We start from the raw sequence: 21006 nt of genomic DNA, 5'->3' as shown, positions 1-21006 counted from the left end.
CTATGATGTGGAGAGCGATAGAGGAAAGGGGTAAATGAAGTTGGAACCAATACTGAGAACCGAGAATTTAACGATAAAATTTGGTGGGCAAACCGCGGTAGATCATGTCAATTTTACGATGCCAGCAAAACATTTTAAATCGATTATTGGACCAAATGGGGCTGGAAAAACAACTTTTTTCAACTTAATAAGTGGCGAGTTAAAGCCAACGGAAGGAGATGTCTTTTTTAGAGGGGAATCGATGGCGAAATACTCGTCTGTGGAACGCACAAGAAAAGGACTTGGACGATCGTTTCAAATTACGAATGTATTCCCTAATCTCACGGTAATAGAAAATGTGCGACTAGCAGTCCAATCGAAAGAAAAGATCCGATATCAAATGTTTCGCCATTTTACTGCATACAAAGACCTCCAAATACAAGCGGAAAAATTACTAGAAGTAGTACTACTATCGAACAAAGCAAATGCAATTGCAAATCAGTTATCTCATGGTGAGAAACGAAAGCTAGAAATTGCGATGTTACTTGCACTCGATACAGAAGTTTTACTATTAGATGAACCTACTGCTGGAATGTCATTAGAAGAAGTACCAGCCATTCTAGACGTGATTAAACAAATTAAACAAACGGGAGATAAAACAATTTTACTAATTGAACATAAAATGGATATGATTATGGATTTATCGGATTCCATTATGGTGCTTTTTAATGGAAGATTACTTGCGGATGGAACGCCAACAGAAATTATGGAAAATGAGACAGTTCAAAATGCTTATTTAGGAGGGTTATACGATGAGCATCTTGCTTAAAGTAGACAATATTCATACGCATATTGGCCAGTATCACATTTTACAAGGTGTTTCATTTGAAGCAAAAGAAGGAGAAGTAAGTGTTTTGTTAGGTAGAAATGGGGCCGGAAAAACGACTACGTTAAAGACGATTATGGGGTTGACTCCAGCAACATCGGGAACGGTTACTTTTTTGAATGAAGGAATCACCAAAAATGCGACACATCATATTGCTTCTAACGGTATTGGTTATGTACCGGAGGACCAAGGCATCTTTGGGGCACTTACAGTAGAGGAAAATTTAAAAGTTGCGATGAGAAAAGAAGATGATGCTGCACTTGCAAGACAAGAATACGTACTTCAGCTTTTCCCTGATTTAAAGAAGTTCTGGAAAAAAGAAGGCGGACATTTATCGGGAGGTCAAAAGCAAATGTTATCGATGGCAAGGGCTTTTATTAACGATAGCAAATTGTTATTAATAGATGAACCTTCTAAAGGCCTTGCACCTGTTGTGATCGAAAAAGTAATGGAAGCAATTATCGAAATGAAAAAACAAACTACTATTATTTTAGTAGAACAAAACTTTATCATGGCTAGCAGAATCGGTGATACATACACATTAATCGATGATGGCGAAACCGTTCAATCTGGTCAAATGAGCGAATTGATCCAAAATGAAGAGTTGAAACGCCAATATTTAGGAATTGGGTAAGGGGTGTAAACGATGGAATTAATCATCAATTTATTGATAAATGGATTAGCGACAGGCATGCTCATTTTTCTTTTAGCAGCAGGTCTTACATTAATATTCGGATTAATGGATGTATTAAACTTTGCGCATGGCGGTCTGTTTGCGTGGGGGGCTTTTTCAGGCGTATGGTTTTATGGGCTTACGAATAGCTTTACTGTTGCCATTATCGGAGCAATTGTAACGGGAATTGTGCTTGGATTTATTACGGAAAAGCTTATTATTACACCAGTTTACGGCAATCATATTCAACAAATTTTAATAACGCTCGGGTTCATGATTGTTTTGTCGGAAATGCTTAAAGTAGTATTTGGACCAAATCAAATCGCAGCGAAAACACCTCCATTGTTATCTGGGAGTTGGGAAATCGGGGATGTCATTATTATTAAATATCGCCTATTTATCATCCTTGTAGGATTCGTTGTCTTTGGTATTTTTCAATACATCTTAAAACGTACAAAAATTGGCTTAATCGTACGGGCTGGCGTGATGAACAAGGAAATGGTGCAAGCACTTGGGATTAATATTAAACAAGTATTTTTATATGTATTTATGGTAGGAGCAGCACTAGCTGCACTAGGTGGAGTTCTTATGGCTCCTTATTCAGGTGTGATTTATGCGGAAATGGGAATGGAATTTGCGATATTAGCATTTATCGTTGTCGTGATCGGCGGAATGGGAAGTTTTCCTGGTTCTCTTCTTGCAGCAATACTCGTTGGACTTGCGGGCAGTTTCATGGCGTACTATGTTCCTGCTCTATCACTTGCGGTTAATATGATGCTCATGGCCATTGTATTAATATTCCGTCCGCAAGGTTTGTTTACTGCGAAAGGATGATGATACGTAATGAAGTCTAAATTCCAAGTTAATAATGGTATCTTATTAGTTTTATTGGCGGCCCTCGCCGTCTTCCCTTTTGTTTCCGATTCACGAACATGGACTATATTATTGACACAAATATTCATCTTCTCTATTTTGGCGATGAGTTATGATATTTTATTGGGATATACTGGAATAGTATCTTTTGGTCATGCGATGTTTTTTGGAATGGGTGCATACGCAACTGCAATCATGCTCAATCGCTTTGATCAAACTTTAAGTGTATTTTTACTATCAATCGTTGTTGGTATGGTTATATCTGGTGTTATTAGCTTTTTAGTTGGACTATTGACACTCCGATTAAAGAGTCACTTTTTCGCTATGTTAACTCTTGCCGTTTCTGGATTGTTTTTAGTACTTGCGGAGAAGTGGAGAACGCTCACTCACGGGAATGATGGATTTACGTTTCGAGCACCTGATTTTTTTAAAGACCGTGTGATGTTTTATCTACTCGTTCTTGTCTGTTTAGCGCTTGTATATTTCTTATTACGCAGGTTTGTGTCTTCTCCATTAGGAAGAGTATTAATCGCGGTACGTGAAAATGAACAACGAACGAAATCATTAGGTTTTCAGACATTGCATTACAAAGTGATTGCATCGGTTATTGCAGGTGTTGTTGCAAGTTTAGCAGGCTCTTTATATGCCATTTCTTTACGTTTTGTAAACACAAGTGTCTTCACGCTGGATATTACGCTTGATGCGCTACTCATGACGATTATCGGAGGAGTAGGAACATTAATCGGACCGATTATTGGTGCAGGCGTTATTGAACTTGCCCAGCATTATTTATCAGGACTTGCAAAAGAATATCCTATTTTTGAAAGATGGATCATTTTCTTTGGAATTATTTATATATTGGCCGTTATCTTTTTCCCAAGAGGTATTGTTGGAACGATTCGCAATGCTTTTTGGAAACGTAAAAATAACGAACCGAAAGTTGACATCACGGCTCCTAAGCGAAAGGAGCTAATAAAATGACTATAGGGATTGTCAGTACTGGTGTTTACATACCAGACAGTGTAATGACTGCTGAAGAAATAGCTGCGCTTTCCAATTTACCAATTCATGTTGTGAAAAATAAAATGGGCATTACGCAAAAACCAATTCCAGGTCCAGATGATCATACGGTAACAATGGGGATTCGAGCAGCGGAAAAAGCGCTTCAAAAAGGAAATATTGACCCAAAAACAATTGATTTAGTTATTTATATTGGGGAAGAACATAAGGAGTATCCTTTATGGACAGCTGCTATTAAAATGCAAGAAGAACTAGGTGCTTATCATGCGTGGGGATTCGATGTTGCTCTTCGCTGCGGAACAACGATTATGGCGATCAAATTAGCGAAAAGCTTCATGCAATCAGATGCAACGATCAACACCGTATTACTTGCAGGTGGTTACCGTAATAGTGATTTTATTGATTATACAAATGAACGAACTCGCTTTATGTTTAATCTTGGAGCAGGAGGGGCAGCGATGATTTTGAAAAAAGATCATCCTGTAAACCTAATTTTAGAATCTGATATTATTACCGATGGATCTTTCTCAGAAGATGTGGTCGTACCAGTTGGTGGAACGAAAGAGCCCTTAACGACGGAACATTTGCAAAAGGGATTATATCGCCTAGATGTAATGGACCCAGAAGGGATGAAAGCTAGGCTGGAGCAGAAATCGATGCAGAACTTTATAAAAGTTATCCGACATGCATTATTGAAAAGTGGTTTTTCCGAGCAAGACATAAATTATTTAGCTATCCTTCATATGAAAAAATCAGCACATGACTTTGTATTACATGAGTTAGGTTTAACAAGTGAGCAAACTACTTATTTAAGCGATTACGGGCATATTGGACAAATGGATCAAATTATTTCATTAGAACTAGCACAAAAAGAAGGGAAGTTAAAAGACGGGGATTTGGCTGTTTTAGTTAGTGCTGGGATAGGGTATGCATGGGGAGCAGTAGCAGTTAAATGGGGAAGATAAAAAAAAGGAGTGTATAAAAATGAGTTTACCTAAAGTACAGTTGGAGAACGGAGAAAAGATTGCTTATCGCGAACGTCCAGGTGGGAAAGAAGTTATAGTGTTAGTTCATGGGAATATGACTTCTTCTATGCATTGGGATGTACTAATCGAAAAATTAGATGCGAAGTATAAAGTTTATGCAATTGATTTGAGAGGTTTTGGTGAATCTACGTATAATACGCGTGTTCAAGGGATAAAAGGTTTTTCAAATGATTTAAAAGGATTTGTCGATGCATTAGAATTGAAGCATTTTCACTTAATAGGTTGGTCTACTGGTGGAGCGGTTTGTATGCAATTCGTCGCCGATTATCCAGGGTATTGTGAGAAACTTGTACTGCTTGCGTCCGCATCAACGAGAGGGTATCCGTTTTTCGCATCAAATGTTGATGGTTCCCCTAATTTAGCAAAAAGATTTCAAACGATTGAAGAAGTAGAGTCTGACCTAGTAAAAACAATACCGATGCAAGGGTTATACGATATGAAAAATAGAGAAGGATTAAAAGCCGTTTGGAATGCTGTAATCTATACGCATAACCAACCAAAAGAAGAGGATTATGACGCGTATGTAGAAGATATGCTAACGCAACGAAACTTAGCAGATGTCTATCATGCCCTAAATACATTTAATATAAGTGCTGTACATAACAAAGCAGCTAACGGTACAAATCAAGCAAAGGATATTACGATTCCTGTGCTTATATTAAGAGGAGATCGTGATTACGTGGTAACAGCGGAAATGACACAGGAAATTGTTACGGACTTAGGGGAGAATGCCACTTATATCCCACTTACAAATTGTGGCCATTCTCCATTGATAGACGATTTGGAGCAGTTAACAAGCCGAATCGAAAATTTCATTTCAAAGGAGAATGAACAATGAGATTACAAGACAAGGTCGCCATTATTACTGGAGCAGCTAATGGAATTGGTTTAGCAGCTGCTCTTCGGTTTGCAGAAGAAGGGGCTAAAGTGGTGTTGGCAGACTATGATGCAAACGCAGGAGTCGAACAAGAGAAAGCATTAAAAGAACAAGGCTATAATGTTAAGTTTATTCAAGTAGATGTAGCAAATAGGGATAGTGTAGATTCCCTAGTAGCACAAACGATTGAACATTTCGGAGAGATTCATATATTAATCAATAATGCAGGAATCACGAAAGATGCGATGCTGACTAAAATGACAGCGGAAGACTTTTCACGCGTTTTAGATGTGAATATCACTGGTGTCTTTCATTGTACGCAAGCAGTAGTGCCCTATTTTGTAGATCAAAAATACGGGAAAATTATCAATACGTCTTCTGTAAGTGGTGTTTATGGGAATGTTGGTCAAACCAATTATGCAGCTTCTAAAGCAGCAATTATAGGTATGACGAAAACATGGGCAAAAGAGCTAGGACGAAAAGGTATTAATGTTAATGCGGTTTCTCCAGGTTTCACTACTACAGCGATGGTAGCGAAAATGCCGGAAAAAATCATCGAACAAATGAAATCTGTAGTTGCCTTACAACGACTTGGTGAACCAGAAGATATTGCCAATGCTTATTTATATTTGGCTTCGGATGAATCGAGTTATGTACATGGAACTGTATTGCAAGTAGATGGAGGAATTATGATGTAATGAAAGGAGCGGTGCAAAGTGTATACAGAGCAAGCTTGGATATATAAACGTGCGCTACTTACTCCAACTAAAATTGCCCTCATTGATAGTAGCACAGATGAACAATGGAGTTATCAAACATTAACCGAACATATATCCAAATGGGTTCATTATTTCCAAGAAAAAAATTATCAAAAAGGCGATCGAATCGTTGTTATCTCTCAAAATCGAATGGACCTATTTGCAATTATATTCGCATGTGGCGTAACAGGTCTACTCTATGTACCGCTCAATTTTCGTTTAAGTGAAGTAGAGCTAACGTATATTTTAGAGGATTGTCAACCGGTGCTAATTATTCATGATGAAGCGCATCAGGCAATTTGTGATTCATTTGTACATTTGGAGCGTCTCTTAGTGACAGATGTATTAGAAAAGGCTGCTTTTTACTATCCTGCTCGCCGTAATTGGAGCCCTTCCGATTGCTGGATGATCATCTATACAGGGGGAACGACAGGAAAGCCAAAAGGGGTAGAGCTTTCTTTTGATGCCGTCAATTGGAACGCAATCAATACAATTACAAGCTGGGGCTTGAGCGATTCGGATTGTACCCTGAATTATATGCCTATGTTTCATACAGGCGGGATAAATGCCCTATGTATTCCGATTTTAATGTCAGGTGGTACAGTGGTTGTCGGTCGTCGTTTCGATGCGGAAGAAGCACTTAAAGCGTTAAATTACTATAAAACTACGTTGTCTTTATTTGTTCCGACTATGTATCAAGCCATGCTCGATACGACTTATATTCAAACAGCGGCTTTTCCAACCGTAAAAGTGTTTTTATCTGGCGGTGCACCTTGTCCTCATACAATTTATCAACGGTTTGAAGACAAGGGCATTCTCTTTAAAGAAGGATATGGACTCACGGAAGCTGGGCCGAACAACTTTTATATTGATCCACTAGATGCGCGCACAAAAAGAGGATCCGTAGGAAAGTCCATGTTGTTTAATGAAGTGAAAATACTAAATGAAAATGGAGAACTTTGTCGTCCAAACGAAGTAGGAGAGCTTTATATTTCAGGTAAGCATGTGTTTACGAAGTATTGGAACAATGAAGAAGAAACGAATCGCGCATTTGCAGATGGTTGGTTAAAAACAGGGGATTTAGCACAGGTAGATGAAGATGGATATTATTATATCGTTGGAAGAAAAAAAGAAATGATTATTTCAGGTGGGGAAAATGTGTATCCGCAAGAAGTGGAGCAGTGCCTTATTTTACATCCAAATGTTAAAGAAGCGGCGGTTATCGGAGTCGAGGATGAAAAATGGGGAGAGTGTGTAACTGCATATGTGACTTGTCATGAGGAAGATCAATCGTTCGAAACAGAATTACTACATTGTTGCAAACGTATGCTTAGCAGTTATAAAGTGCCGAAAAAAATCTATATTTTAAATGAATTACCTCGAACGGATGTTGGCAAAATCGATAAAAAAAGATTACAAGAATTAGCTGTAAAGTAATGATTTACAGCTTTTTGTGTTGCCTTTTTGTATAATAAGTTATGAGGTGACATGTATATGTTTATTAGTGAGAAAGAAATCGAAGTACGCTATGCGGAAACAGATCAAATGGGAGTAGTGTACCATGCAAACTATGTCATATGGCTGGAGATTGGCCGTACGCAGCTTATTAAAGATTTAGGCTTCTCCTATGCTGGACTCGAGAAAGATGGTTATTTATCGCCAGTGACGAATGTAAATATACACTATAAATCATCTGTTACATACGGGGAAACAGTAGTGGTGAGAACTTGGATTGAAAGCCATGGAAAGCTTCGCACTACATATGGGTATGAAATTGTCCATGAGGATGGAACGATTGCTTCAACAGCTACGTCGGAGCATGTTGTCGTAAATAAGGACAGTTTTAGACCAGTTGCACTGAAAAAAATTCATCCTGCGTGGGATGCGAAATATGTGGAAATTGCAAAGGTGAATGATTAATGGCATTTGGCATTACTAGGGATGAGTTATATCTTTGGAAAGCATCAGTTGAAAATGGGCAGATTGCCTTTCTCACCCATTACTGGTTAGATGATCGCTTCCCAGGATGTAAAACGGTAACGAAAGTCGGTTGTAGTAACTTGGAAAAGCTAATCGAGTGGGGGCATAAATACGCTTTAAAAGAAGAATGGATAGACCACAAAGAAGCCTATCCTCACTTCGATTTATTTGGAAAACATGAATATGAAATCATGAAAGAAGAAGGGCTGCTCGATCAACTGAATAAGTTTAAATAAAAAAGCGTGAAATATAATCACGCTTTTTTATACGTATAAGCTAATTCATCTAACTGGTGATCTACATCCACATACAAATCATGCCCATCGAAGTACCATTCATCTCGTTCTTCAATGAAAAATAAAATATTCTCCATTTTTACTGTAACAACAGGCTCAAACGGGGTATCCTTTGTCACACCAAGCGAAAAACCTTGCTGTATTGGACTTGATCCACCGTAGCGTGCATAAAACCGTATGGTATCCCCGTTCGTTGCCTGCATTTCGTCTTGAAACCAAGTCAATGCATCTGGCGAAATATAGATTTTCATACGAATCACCCTACTTTCCTTAAATCCACTTTACTTTCGATTCTGTTCCATTTTTAATACGTTCAATGTTAGAGCGATGACGATAAAAGATAAAAGCTGCTATTAAAAGAAGCATCGCAATTAATGGCCAATCCTTTTCCATTGTGAAGTAATAAATAATTGAATAAATAAGTGCAATAATCGCTAAGATCATAGAAGTTAACGAAACCATCTTCGTTATCTTTAAAATGATGAAAAATCCTATTATTAGCAGAACAAAAAGTGGCCAGTTATAAGCAAGTAGAATACCTCCGGAAGTAGCAACTGCTTTTCCGCCTTTGAATTTTGCAAAAACGGGGAACATATGCCCAATTACTGCAATAATCCCAAGAATAAGCGGATGAACGCTTACAGCATCAAATATAGCCAAATAACCTAACAGCGTTGCTGCGGTTCCTTTCAGGATATCCATGATGGTAACAATTAATCCCGCTTTTTTTCCAAGCGTTCGAAACGTATTCGTTCCGCCTAAATTTCCGCTACCATGTTCGCGAATATCCGTATTATAAAATAACTTTCCGACCCATAAGCCGGAAGGGATAGACCCAATTATATAAGCTAGCAAAAGTAAAATGATAATAGTCATAGCATACTCCTTTAGTTATGAAACTAATATTATATTGAACTATTTCAGTTTACCATGCACAGTTCCTTTTGTTCAATGTAAAATCAAACACTGGCCTATATTGTGCAAGTAAAAGCAAGGCATTCAAGTAGAAGTGGATGTAAATAGTAAGCTTTTATATTTGTCAGCAAAAGTTGATATGAATAATTTTGTGATCCTGCTAGGCAATTGAATGCTTTCGATGCTTTACAGGGAACAGAGAGAAGAAAAACATGTTTTCATCAGTATAGATCAAGACGAATATATAGTATCTATTTTAGTCGAGGATAATGGAACCGGGAGAAGTGAAGAACAATTAAATTATATGTTTGATAATGGTTATTCAACAAAAAACCAACAAAATCACGGAATAGGGTTATACTTAATACAGGGAATCGTTCAAAAAGAGAATGGTAACATTATTGTTTCGACTAATTTTGGAGAAGGAACAAGCTTTCAAGTTAGTTTTTACTAAAGTCGATATCTCGATTACTTAGAAAAACAGCAAAAGGTAGTTATTGATATCCAATATGGTTCTGTTGGTAGACCGGTCAATAAATACAGGATTATTCGATAAAGAGACATCTGGAGCAGCTTTATTAAAGCGGCTCCAGTTTTCCACTTTTTCTATACCCGCATAAAGAAGGAATATTGCACTAAAATAGAGAATGCTACACAATGGTAGTTTGCAATCTAATGGATATTTACATACAATTAAGTTCTGGCCTTTGCTCCAGAACACTATTGACATGATGATAATCTGTTTGTACGCTATAGAAAGAATAAAGAACAGATGTTTTGTTTTTTTGGAGGGAACGTATTTGAGCAAAAATGAAGAATTAATGAGCTATAGTGATGATGATATTCAGGTATTAGAAGGGTTGGAAGCCGTTCGAAAACGACCTGGGATGTATATAGGTTCGACTGATGCACGTGGATTACATCATTTAGTTTACGAAATAGTTGATAACTCCGTCGATGAAAGCTTGGCTGGATTCGGTAATCATATTAAAGTGACTATTCACGAAGATCAGAGCATTACGGTACGTGATTTTGGACGTGGAATGCCAACAGGTACACATAAAATGGGAATTCCAACGGCAGAAGTTATTTTCACCGTACTACATGCGGGTGGTAAATTTGGCCAAGGTGGGTATAAAACGAGTGGTGGACTTCACGGCGTAGGTGCGTCTGTTGTCAATGCACTCTCAACATTTGTAGAAGTAATAATTCATCGAGACGGCAAAAAATTCATTCAGCGCTTTGAAAACGGAGGAAAAATAGCACAGTCATTAAAAGAAATAGGAACAACAAAAGAAACAGGTACCTCTGTACACTTTTTACCTGACGATACAATCTTCTCCACTGTGAAATATAATTACGATACATTATGCGAAAGACTGAGAGAATCTGCGTTTCTGTTGAAAGGACTTAAAATCGAGCTACATGATGAACGTACAGGCGCTCATGATATTTTTTACTATGAAACGGGCATTCAAGCATTCGTTTCTTATTTGAATGAAGAAAAAGATGTACTTCATCCTGTTTTCTATATGGAAGGTGCACAGGATGATATCGAAGTAGAGTTTGCATTTCAATTTAACGATGGTTACTCAGAAACGATTTTATCTTTTGTTAATAATGTACGAACAAGAGATGGTGGAACTCATGAAACGGGTGCAAAAGCGGCTTTGACAAGAGTATTTAACGAATACGCTCGGAAAACAAGCTTATTAAAAGAAAAAGATAAAAACTTAGACGGCTCCGATATTCGAGAAGGTATTTCTGCAATCGTCTCCGTTAGAATTCCTGAAAACATTTTACAGTTTGAAGGACAAACAAAAGGAAAACTTGGGACAAGTGAAGCAAGAAGCGCTGTAGATGCAGTTATCTCGGAAAAACTTCAATATATTTTGGAAGAAAATGCGGAACTCACTGCATCTTTAATAAGGAAAGCTATTCGAGCGCAACAAGCACGGGAGGCTGCAAGAAAAGCTCGAGAAGATGCACGAAATGGGAAAAAGCGTAAACGATCGGATACCCTATTATCCGGTAAGTTAACACCTGCCCAGTCAAGAAACGCAGCTAAAAATGAACTATACCTAGTCGAAGGGGATTCCGCTGGAGGTTCGGCAAAGCAAGGACGAGATCGAACATTCCAAGCAATCCTACCTTTACGAGGAAAAGTTATTAATACCGAAAAAGCGAAACTAGCTGATATCATGAAAAATGAGGAGATCGCTACAATCATTCATGCAATTGGTGGTGGAGTTGGTTCTGATTTCCAAATAGCAGATATCGCTTACGATAAAATTGTTATTATGACCGATGCTGATACAGACGGGGCACATATTCAAGTGCTTTTATTAACTTTTTTCTATCGCTATATGAAACCTCTAATCGAGCATGGCAAGATATATATTGCATTGCCACCGCTCTATAAAGTATTTAAAGGAATAGGAAAAAAAGAAGTTTTCCAATATGCTTGGACCGAAAAAGAACTGGATGCTGCTACGAAACAGATTGGTAAAGGCTTCATGCTTCAACGTTATAAAGGGCTTGGAGAGATGAATGCCGACCAATTGTGGGATACAACGATGAATCCGGAAACGCGCACTTTAATACGCGTAACAATAGAAGATGGTGCAAGAGCAGAAAGACATGTAACGACTTTAATGGGCGATAAAGTAGAGCCTCGTCGGAAATGGATTGAAGCAAACGTCAACTTTAGCTTAGAAGACGATTCCAATATTTTAGAAAATGAAAGAATACACACGGAGGATGAATTAGTATGACACAACCCGAACGTTATCAAGATTTACCACTGGAAGAAGTGATTGGCGACCGGTTTGGGCGTTATAGTAAATACATCATTCAAGACCGTGCACTTCCAGATGCAAGAGACGGGTTAAAACCTGTTCAGCGTCGTATATTGTATGCGATGTTCCACGAAGGCAATACGAATGACAAACCATTCCGTAAATCAGCTAAAACGGTCGGAAATGTGATAGGGAACTACCATCCACATGGAGATAGTTCGGTTTATGAAGCAATGGTACGTATGAGTCAAGATTGGAAACTCCGCCATATGCTTGTAGAGATGCATGGAAACAACGGTTCTGTAGATGGAGATCCACCAGCAGCAATGCGTTATACGGAAGCCCGACTTTCGGCTATTTCACAAGAGTTATTACGTGATATTAATAAAAACACAGTAGAATTTATCCCCAACTTTGACGATTCAGATTCGGAACCAATTGTATTACCTGCACGTTTTCCAAATCTGCTTGTAAACGGTTCTACAGGGATTTCTGCTGGTTATGCTACAGATATGCCACCGCATGCACTACATGAAGCACTTGATGCCGTACTTATGCGGATGGAAAACCCCACGGCAACAGTAGATGAATTAATGACTGTTATAAAAGGCCCAGATTTCCCAACTGGTGGAATCATTCAAGGTATAGATGGCATCAAAAAAGCGTATGAAACAGGAAAAGGGAAAATCGTCGTTCGATCTAGAACCGAAATCGAAACGATTAAAGGCGGAAAAGAACAAATTGTCATCACCGAAATTCCATATGAAGTCAATAAAGCGAATCTCATCAAAAAAATTGATGAACAACGTCACGATAAGCGCCTAGATGGTATCGCTGACGTACGAGATGAATCGGATCGAACTGGTTTACGAATCGTTATTGAGATGAAAAAAGAAGTAGATGCATATGGTATTTTACAGTTTCTATTTAAAAATACAGACTTACAAGTCACTTATAATTTCAATATGATCGCAATTCATAATCGCAGACCGACGATGATGACATTGCCGTTATTACTGGATTCATACATCGATCATCAAAAAGAAGTAGTTACACGACGTACAACATATGATTTACATAAAGCAAAAGAGCGTCTGCATATTGTAGCTGGCCTGATGAAGGCTTTATCGATATTGGATGATGTCATTCGAACAATTCGTGCTTCGAAAGATAAAAGAGATGCTAAAAATAACTTAATAGCTTCTTTTGAATTCTCAGAAGCCCAAGCAGAAGCTATTGTCTCCTTACAATTATATCGATTGACAAACACCGATATTACAGAGTTGCAAATAGAAGAAGAAACATTAAATGCACTTGTAAAAGAATTAGAGAACATTCTTGCGAAAGAGTCAGCACTCATGAAAGTAATTAAAAAAGAACTTTTAGTTGTTCGCAAACAATTTGCAGAACCACGTAAATCGACGATCGAAGAAGAAATTGAAGAAATCAAAGTAACGCTTGATGTACTAATTCCAAGCGAAGAAGTAATCGTCACGGTGACCAAAGATGGATATATAAAACGGACGAGTATTAGATCGCATACTGCATCTAATGGACAAGATTTTGCTATTAAAGAATCGGATTATTTACTGTACCAGGAGTCGATTAATACGCAACATCATTTACTTCTTTTTACGTCCAAAGGGAATTATATTTACCAACCGGTACATGAGTTGCCGGACATTCGCTGGAAAGACCTAGGTCAGCATATATCCAGTATTGTGCCACTAGAAGCAAATGAAACACTTATTAATGTCATAGGAATTGACTCGTTTGATCAAGATCTATGTGTTCTAACTGCAACGAAAGATGGGCAGATAAAACGATCCTTGTTATCGGATTATGTCGTGCAGCGCTATGCCCGTCCGATTAAAACGATTAATTTGAAGTCAAATGATGAAATGATTCTTGCACAGTTAGTAGCCCCTTCCGATGATGTGCTATTTACAACGCATTTAAGTTACTCTGTAAGATTCTCTTTGGATGAAGTTCCGATTACAGGAGTAAAAACGGGTGGAGTAAAAGGAATAAGTTTAAAAGACGATGACTATGTAGTAAGCGTAAATGTCGTGCCGCTAAATAGCAGCGATGATATTACATTAATCACACATCGCGGTGCAGTAAAGAAAATGGCATTAAAAGAAATCGAAGCAGGAGTTCGTGCAAAACGCGGGGTTGTAACCCTTCGAGAACTAAAAGCAAACCCACATAGAGTGTTTAGCGTACTGTTAACAAATAAAGATGATAAACTTGTGTTAGAAACAGAAAAAGGTGTTCAGGAAAGTATTCATATGAATACACTTCGACCAACCGATCGCTATTCGAACGGTTCGTTTATAGTAGATACTGAAAAAGACGGGGCACTTATCCGTGTGTGGAAGCAATCGATAGATCAGAAAGAGTAAATAATATTAAAAAAAGCATTTCTCATTTGGTAACATACCTTTTGAGAAATGCTTTTTTTATAAACTAAATAGAATTTTACAAAAAAGGACAACTTCACTCTTTTTTCATAACTTTATGTTATAAATATAAAGGCGGAAAGCTAATACATATAAGTTTTGGAGGAAAAACATGAAGAAAATTATTTTAATGACAATTGCTTGTTTATTGATATTTAGTACACAAGCCTTTGCACACACAGGATTAGAAAGTTCAAACCCTGCTCAAGGTAGTACAGTAATGGAAACATTGAACGATATCACATTAACTTATGCAACAAAAATTGAGGAGACAAGCTCATTTAAACTAGTAAACGCTGCTAACGAATCAATGGCTATTGCGAATTTAGCTGTAAACGATAATGTGATGACTGGAACTGTTGATGAAAACCTTGATAACGGTGCCTATAAAATTGTTTGGAAAATCGTCGGTATCGATGGACATCCAATCGAAGGGCAAGTGGACTTCGTATTAAATGCTCCAATTGTGGAAGAAGTAGTAGAAAATACAGCTACTGAAACAGTTGAAGAGCCAGAAGTAACTGAAGAAGAACCGGTTGTAGAAGAAACGACAACAACAGATGTAAAAGAAGATAAAAACAGCAACACGGGGATTATTATCGGAATTGTTGTTGTACTTGCTGCTGCAATATGGTTTATGACACGGAGAAAAAATAAATGATTTTTGTTCTAACAACAATTAGCGAAGCGCTTGTTTATACGTGCTTCGCCTTGTTGATGGGAAGTTATATTTTTTCATTATTTCCATCTGATTTAAAACCTAAAATAATGGTCTCACAAAAAATCAAGCTTCTTGCAGTTGCAGGGATCGCTATTTTTTCTTTTACGCCACTATTGAATCTAGTTACTTTTTTATATGAGGATTATGGTTTATGGCAAACGCTATATTCTATTATTTTTACATTCGGAGTAGGTAGGGCATGGTTATTCCTAGCTATTTTCTCCATCATTTTAGGATTGTATATTTTCTTTTTTGATAAGAAAACAGCCTCTATTTATTCGATTATTGGCATTTTACTCATCTTTGTCTTAATTGCAGGACTTGGTTGGTCAAGCCACGCTAGCTCGATTTCTCCTGTTAAAGGCTTTATTACCCATTTCACTCACTTTGCTTCCGTCGTTGTGTGGGTAGGGATATTAATGATCGTTAGTTGGTTTTCTCGTAATACGGAGAACTGGGTTAACTTTTTGAAGTGGTTTCATGTAATGGCTTTATATTGTTTTGCAATTGTGATCATTACAGGACTATCTTTAATGAATTTTTCAATGGAATGGAGCGCATATCCAGATTCTTGGATGCTTTCTTACGGACAAAGCCTGCTACTGAAACATTTACTCATTATTCCGTTGATCGGCTATGCATTCATTAATGGGATAATAATGAAGCGAAAACTGCAAAAAGAATCCAACTTTGACCCTAGACCATGGACAAAAGTAGAATTTTTTATCATTTTACTCATTTTTACAGCTACAGGTGCCTTAAGTCAGCAATCTCCTCCTAGCAATTTAGCGCATATTTTGAGTTCTGAAGGGATTTCTCCTTTATTTGCGTTATTCTACGATGGAGACATTCAACCTAGCTTAAACGTGCAATTTTCGCCTGAATTGAATGGTATATTGCTAGGTATCGTAGCATTTTGCTTTTTTGTGGTGAGTATTATATCTTTTTTCAAAAAAATGCCGCCATTATTCTCATTTCTACTGAGTATTTTAGTCGTTATTTCCGCTTATTTAGCATTACTTTTAAGCGTGCAAGTTGTATAAACAAATATAAAAAGCATTTCCAACAAGGTCATTATCTCGATGGAAATGCTTTTTATATTTGTTATCATTTCGTTGCAATATTTCCTTTTTAGTTTTCGTCGTCCGTACATGGGTACTAAAGTCGACATCATTACGCAGTTTCGTGACGTCCTTTCCTGTATTGCGTAGTAGATGTGTTCTTTTTCGTTTGGCAGCTGATTTCGCCATGTCGATCACTCCTCATCCAATTTGTAGTTTCAACAAATAGAATATATTAATAAAAATTAAAATACAAGTCATATAATTTGTCGGTATTGATAATTATGTTTAAATCACTAGCTTTTTTGGAATTGATGCTGTAACGATAGGTGTACAGAGTTGCGCTTGACATAGCACCTTTTGGTGTCCTATAATTAATAAGACAACAAAAGGTGTCGAATTGGATTTTATAAAGGTATAATCAGTGACATTACATGAAATATTAATGAAAAGGAGGGGGTAATGTTAAACGAAAAAAGTCAAGTGAGGGATGTTTATGACGCGGTTGCCGATCCAACAAGGCGAAAATTACTTCGAATGTTGGCAGATGTTGAAGAATTACCCTTACATGAGATAACGGTTCATTTTCAAATAGGTCGTACAGCAGTTTCTAAGCATCTGGCTATCCTTAAAGATGCTGAACTCGTAATTGCTCGAAGGGTTGGTAGAGAAACAAGATATCGATTAAATGCGGCTCCCTTAAGGGAAATTCAAAATTGGGTATCTTTTTACGAAGGATTCTGGAAAGAAAAAATGGTTAAACTAAATCTTTTATTGGAGGAACAAAAAATGAAAGCAGATGTATCATTAGATTTTCAATTTACAAGTTCAATCGAGCAGGTGTGGAACGCTTTAATAGATTCGGATACTCTTGCGAAATGGATATGGAAAAATGATTTTAAACCAGTCGTTGGGTATAAATTTCAGTTTCGGGCAGAGCCTTCCGAATGGTGGGATGGTATTGTAGATGGTGAAGTACTTGAAGTGGACGAGCCTCATAAATTATCTTACACTTGGGCAAGTGCTGGAGAAACCACTACTGTTACATGGACATTGAGTAAAGCTGCAGATGGGACTATCCAACTACATCTTGATCAAACTGGATTTAGTGAAGCAACTAAAGCTCGCGAGGGAGCAATTGAGGGAGCTAAATATGGTTGGACGAGTATGGGCGATAAACTCGAAAAATTGTTAGCAAAACTGTAAAAATGATTTTTTGATTTTCAATAATGCCTGCTTTTTCCGAGACCAACCTTTTGGGTGGTACTTGAATATATAATCTAATCTTCAACAATTGGGCGCAATTCCGTAGCAAGGATTGTGCTCTTTCATTATGGTAATGGCACTTTTTCTGAAGCAAGAAAGGCGCCATTCTTATTTCTCGCCTATTAGTATGGGCTTATATATTCTAAAAATACATAACAATCTTTTTGAAGTTTTAATAACATGGCAATACTAAATTTAGAGAATGGAGAGGATATCACTTTGAAAATAAATCAACTAATTGCGAACAATATTGACAAATTAGATGCAGTACTACCAGTAGATAAATCGTTAGGAATTGCTGGTCTATCTGGCTCTGGGAAAACAACTTTTTGTCAAACAATTGGTGAAGAATCCAAGAAGCGTCTTGTTTCCTTATTGCCAAAGGCTGAATATCAGTATTTATTTTCCAATATTATGGAAACTAATTTCAGTGCTATCAAGATGAAAGAGATGCCTTTAGTACTTTTTCTCGGAAGATCATCCATTTCATCTAATCCACGTTCAACTATTGGCACACATACAGGCGTATTTACAGAGATTCGTGTAAAACTCGCTGAAAAATACGATCTTTCTCCTGAAGTCTTTTCATTTAATAATGAATTAGGCTGGTGTCCTACGTGTAAAGGACGCGGTACTATTAAAAATGTGGAATGTTCAAAGTGTGAGGGAACACGCTATAACGAAGAAGTCCGCCAATATACGATTGAACTATTTGATAAAACACATGATGTTTCAGATATTAATGACTTAAGTATGGAATCTATTCTTTCACTCGCAGCAGAGTTAAATATTAGTGAAGAAAAACAAAATATTCTTAAAAATATTATCCATATGAATATTGGCTATTTAACATTGAATCGAATTATGGGTACTTTGTCAGGTGGAGAATTAACACGACTTTACTTGGCTGAATTTATGGCAACAAGTGAAAATACGGTTATTATAATTGATGAAATCTCAGTAGGTCTTGATCACGAAACACTATTGAAAATTTTAGAACAGATTAAACAATTAGGCTATAAAAATCAAATTTTACTTATTGATCATTCTGACACAGTGCTTGATTTAACGGATGAGCAATTGTTCTTTGGACCTGGCAGCGGTAAATATGGCGGAAAAATTGTAGAAGAATCACCACGTCCAAAACCAATCCATTGGGAACGAAATGAGTCAACACCAACAGAACACTATCAATTTAACGATCTATATTGCCGTAATATTCAAATAGCTGAAATTCAGATTCCCAAAAATAGGCTTGTAACGGTGACAGGTGAGTCTGGATGTGGTAAATCTACGCTTGTCAATGAGTGTATAGCAAAAGATTTTCAGAAGCGATACAAAAAAGATAAACTGGTTATGGTGGGGCAAGATCGAAACCAATCGATTACGAGTCGGTCAACCGTTGCAACTTTTCTTGATATTAAAAAGAAACTTACCAAATATAGTGAAGATATTGATGATATTTTCGATCGTTCAATTGAAGATATCATTGATGAACTTCCAAATGAAGATATCGCACATAAACGTTTGAGCTTATTGATTAAACTTGGACTAGGTTATTTGACTTTAAATAGAAAAACGCAAACATTATCTACTGGTGAATTTCAATGTGTGCATTTAGTCTCGGAATTGTTTGCAAACTCTAGAAATCCTCATACACTTTTCATTTTTGACGAGCCTTCAAAAGGTTTATCACAAAATATTTTAAATCAATTCATTGACAGTGTCAGGGGCATTCTGCAGGATGAATCTGTTTCTATCATGATGATTGAACATAATGCCTATATGATGGAAAGTTCGGATTTTATCGTTGATTTTGGTAAAAGAAAAAATGAACCCGTCACGCATCTTGATGTTGTTAATCATCAGGAATATTATGAGACTAAAAATAGGGAAGTTACCGCGCAACCATCGCCTATTTCGTCTGTACTCAACTCACAAAATGGCATAACGTATTTAAAAGAAAATCATATCGACTATTTTAAAAATGCAGAAAATGTCTATAAAGGCGGTATTTTAAAAAGCTTATCCTCAATGGCCCGTTTGATTTATGGTGAATACGATTCTAATAAAATTGCTCCTGTCATTGCCATTGATCTTGAAAGACATTTGTATAGTCAATATAGTTTCCTTTATGAAATTGGTGGCATGATTAACCATATTATAGCGTCGCATCCGACCAATAAAGATACGAGAAGCTTTGATTTCTTTTCAACGGACAATCATTGCCCATCATGCTCGGGACGTCTTGTGATTGAAATATTCGATAAAGATCTTATAATTCAAGACAAAAATGTTCCATTCTGGGATGGTCTATTCTATCCAGAAGTGATGGAAGTATTAAAATATTATCAATATGAGAAATTAGAATTTATATTTGAAGAAATTAAAAATGAGCTCGGTCATGACTTGACAAAAAGCTATAATGAAATGTCAGATGAAGAAAAGCATACATTTTGGTACGGTTATTTTGAAAAATCATTTTATGATAAGAAAGGGAAGGCACGTAGAACATGGGTAGGTTTTAATACCATACTTGGTATGTATATGGTCGTTTCAAAATCAATTATTAAAGAACAAATGAAAGCTTCTAAAGAAAAGATAACCTGTCCGATTTGCGAAGGTTCTGTGTTAAACCACCATAAAAAGCTCCAGTTTGGAGACACGGATATTCGAGAGATTATTCATCAGCCACTTGCTCAAGTGATAAAAACAGTAGGAAAGTTACCGGAACTGGTAAAATTGAAATCTATTGTTGGCGGAGATATGACTTTGACGGAAGATGTCTCTTTACTGCCTAGAGAAACACAAGTCGCACTGAAAACGCTTGAACTAGAACTAGCAAGCTTTGCCCGCTATGAGATGGTTTTACAAAATGTCTTGCCATTCTGGGACACAATCAAAGACAGTATCGAATCCATTAGCAACAATAATCAAGTGACCATCTGTGATTTTCCTAATATCAATGAAACAAGAGAAACAATCATAGATAAGTATTTCACAAATGGAAAATACAAAAAACTAACATACGTTTATGAAGCATTTGGTTACAAAAAATTAGTTACCGAAATTAATAAAATTAAAAAAAGTAATCCATGTCCATTCTGTAAAGGAAAGAAAGTCATTACAGAAGATAATTTACATGACGGCGTATTTAAATTAACGATACCTTGTGTGAGTTGTAATGAAAGTGGTATCAATGATGAAGGACTTCAGGAAGTTGTCGAAGGCATAGCAGTAGATACATGGCTTACTGGTAAAGTCAGTGATGTTGTTGCTGAAAGCTTATATAATGAGGCTGTTGCTGATATACCAATCTTCAATCGTATTCGTGAGTTAAATAAACGAGATTTGATGGCAATTTATCAATGCCTTGAGCAAAATAATTAAATTAG

20 protein-coding genes and 1 pseudogene are annotated in these 21006 nt (G+C 37.0%); 18 read left to right on the top strand and 3 right to left on the bottom strand.

Annotated elements, in window-relative coordinates:
- Window positions 1-40 precede the first annotated feature (40 nt).
- Genes ACIQYS_RS07930 through ACIQYS_RS07885 form a run of 10 tightly spaced genes read left to right on the top strand, consistent with a single transcriptional unit; the run spans window position 41 to window position 8328 of the window.
- Window positions 41-808, top strand: coding sequence for an ABC transporter ATP-binding protein (locus tag ACIQYS_RS07930; protein ID WP_402977266.1), 768 nt, complete (start codon window positions 41-43; stop codon window positions 806-808).
- Window positions 792-1499: an ABC transporter ATP-binding protein gene (locus ACIQYS_RS07925; RefSeq protein ID WP_402977262.1), complete on the top strand. Its 708-nt coding sequence runs from the start codon at window positions 792-794 to the stop codon at window positions 1497-1499. Before ACIQYS_RS07930 ends, ACIQYS_RS07925 begins: the two co-directional genes overlap by 17 nt.
- Window positions 1500-1511: 12 nt before the next feature.
- A complete protein-coding gene (locus tag ACIQYS_RS07920; RefSeq protein WP_402977257.1) occupies window positions 1512-2372 on the top strand; it encodes a branched-chain amino acid ABC transporter permease in 861 nt (286 codons plus the stop codon).
- A gap of 9 nt (window positions 2373-2381) precedes the next feature.
- Complete coding sequence (locus tag ACIQYS_RS07915) at window positions 2382-3392, top strand: branched-chain amino acid ABC transporter permease (RefSeq protein ID WP_402977254.1); 1011 nt, start codon at window positions 2382-2384, stop codon at window positions 3390-3392.
- Complete coding sequence (locus ACIQYS_RS07910) at window positions 3389-4396, top strand: 3-oxoacyl-ACP synthase (protein WP_402977251.1); 1008 nt, start codon at window positions 3389-3391, stop codon at window positions 4394-4396. Before ACIQYS_RS07915 ends, ACIQYS_RS07910 begins: the two co-directional genes overlap by 4 nt.
- A gap of 19 nt (window positions 4397-4415) precedes the next feature.
- Window positions 4416-5315: an intracellular short-chain-length polyhydroxyalkanoate depolymerase gene (gene phaZ, locus ACIQYS_RS07905; RefSeq protein ID WP_402977248.1), complete on the top strand. Its 900-nt coding sequence runs from the start codon at window positions 4416-4418 to the stop codon at window positions 5313-5315.
- The gene (gene fabG / locus ACIQYS_RS07900) at window positions 5312-6052 is read left to right on the top strand and encodes a 3-oxoacyl-ACP reductase FabG (protein WP_402977245.1); all 741 of its coding nucleotides are present in this window, start codon (window positions 5312-5314) and stop codon (window positions 6050-6052) included. The genes phaZ and fabG overlap by 4 nt, the downstream gene beginning before the upstream one ends.
- Before the next feature lie 18 nt (window positions 6053-6070).
- Window positions 6071-7549: a class I adenylate-forming enzyme family protein gene (locus tag ACIQYS_RS07895; protein ID WP_402977242.1), complete on the top strand. Its 1479-nt coding sequence runs from the start codon at window positions 6071-6073 to the stop codon at window positions 7547-7549.
- Between the two features lie 57 nt (window positions 7550-7606).
- Window positions 7607-8032 carry an acyl-CoA thioesterase gene (locus tag ACIQYS_RS07890; protein WP_402977239.1) on the top strand — a complete coding sequence of 142 codons (426 nt, stop codon included), beginning with the start codon at window positions 7607-7609 and terminating at the stop codon, window positions 8030-8032.
- Window positions 8032-8328 carry a hypothetical protein gene (locus tag ACIQYS_RS07885; protein WP_402977236.1) on the top strand — a complete coding sequence of 99 codons (297 nt, stop codon included), beginning with the start codon at window positions 8032-8034 and terminating at the stop codon, window positions 8326-8328. Before ACIQYS_RS07890 ends, ACIQYS_RS07885 begins: the two co-directional genes overlap by 1 nt.
- Window positions 8329-8345: 17 nt before the next feature.
- Here the strand turns inward: ACIQYS_RS07885 and ACIQYS_RS07880 are convergent, their stop codons facing one another.
- Window positions 8346-8639 carry a HesB/YadR/YfhF family protein gene (locus ACIQYS_RS07880; protein ID WP_402977233.1) on the bottom strand — a complete coding sequence of 98 codons (294 nt, stop codon included), beginning with the start codon at window positions 8637-8639 and terminating at the stop codon, window positions 8346-8348.
- Between the two features lie 19 nt (window positions 8640-8658).
- On the bottom strand, window positions 8659-9264 hold the full coding sequence (gene plsY / locus ACIQYS_RS07875) for a glycerol-3-phosphate 1-O-acyltransferase PlsY (protein WP_402977230.1): 606 nt from the start codon (window positions 9262-9264) through the stop codon (window positions 8659-8661).
- Window positions 9265-9475: 211 nt separating this feature from the next.
- Here plsY and ACIQYS_RS07870 point away from each other — a divergent pair, with 211 nt between their 5' ends.
- From ACIQYS_RS07870 to ACIQYS_RS07850, 5 genes are all read left to right on the top strand, one after another.
- A complete protein-coding gene (locus tag ACIQYS_RS07870; protein ID WP_402977227.1) occupies window positions 9476-9757 on the top strand; it encodes an ATP-binding protein in 282 nt (93 codons plus the stop codon).
- A 367-nt stretch (window positions 9758-10124) separates the two neighbouring features.
- Entirely contained in the window at window positions 10125-12077 is a 1953-nt protein-coding gene (gene parE, locus ACIQYS_RS07865) for a DNA topoisomerase IV subunit B (protein ID WP_402977601.1), read from the top strand.
- Window positions 12074-14506 (top strand): DNA topoisomerase IV subunit A, encoded by a 2433-nt coding sequence (gene parC, locus ACIQYS_RS07860; RefSeq protein WP_402977224.1) that lies wholly within the window; start codon window positions 12074-12076, stop codon window positions 14504-14506. The genes parE and parC overlap by 4 nt, the downstream gene beginning before the upstream one ends.
- Before the next feature lie 169 nt (window positions 14507-14675).
- The gene (locus ACIQYS_RS07855; protein WP_402977221.1) at window positions 14676-15224 is read left to right on the top strand and encodes a copper resistance CopC family protein; all 549 of its coding nucleotides are present in this window, start codon (window positions 14676-14678) and stop codon (window positions 15222-15224) included.
- On the top strand, window positions 15221-16327 hold the full coding sequence (locus ACIQYS_RS07850) for a copper resistance D family protein (RefSeq protein WP_402977218.1): 1107 nt from the start codon (window positions 15221-15223) through the stop codon (window positions 16325-16327). The genes ACIQYS_RS07855 and ACIQYS_RS07850 overlap by 4 nt, the downstream gene beginning before the upstream one ends.
- Here the strand turns inward: ACIQYS_RS07850 and ACIQYS_RS07845 are convergent.
- Window positions 16307-16534: a hypothetical protein gene (locus ACIQYS_RS07845; RefSeq protein WP_402977215.1), complete on the bottom strand. Its 228-nt coding sequence runs from the start codon at window positions 16532-16534 to the stop codon at window positions 16307-16309. The two genes, ACIQYS_RS07850 and ACIQYS_RS07845, sit on opposite strands and share 21 nt — an antisense overlap.
- A 273-nt stretch (window positions 16535-16807) precedes the next feature.
- On the opposite strand from ACIQYS_RS07845, the pseudogene ACIQYS_RS07840 reads away from it, so the two are divergent.
- The 3 genes and pseudogenes from ACIQYS_RS07840 to ACIQYS_RS07830 form a co-directional block, all read left to right on the top strand.
- Window positions 16808-16996 (top strand): annotated as a pseudogene (locus tag ACIQYS_RS07840) (ArsR family transcriptional regulator); the annotation flags it as partial.
- A gap of 138 nt (window positions 16997-17134) precedes the next feature.
- Entirely contained in the window at window positions 17135-17551 is a 417-nt protein-coding gene (locus ACIQYS_RS07835; protein ID WP_402977598.1) for an SRPBCC family protein, read from the top strand.
- A gap of 279 nt (window positions 17552-17830) precedes the next feature.
- Window positions 17831-21001 (top strand): ATP-binding cassette domain-containing protein, encoded by a 3171-nt coding sequence (locus ACIQYS_RS07830; protein ID WP_402977212.1) that lies wholly within the window; start codon window positions 17831-17833, stop codon window positions 20999-21001.
- The last annotated feature ends 5 nt before the right edge of the window (window positions 21002-21006 follow it).

Source organism: Psychrobacillus sp. NPDC096426 (assembly GCF_044762745.1).
Lineage (GTDB): Bacteria > Bacillota > Bacilli > Bacillales_A > Planococcaceae > Psychrobacillus.
Note: the sequence above shows the minus strand (reverse complement) of the source record. Positions and strands in the feature narration are given on the sequence as shown.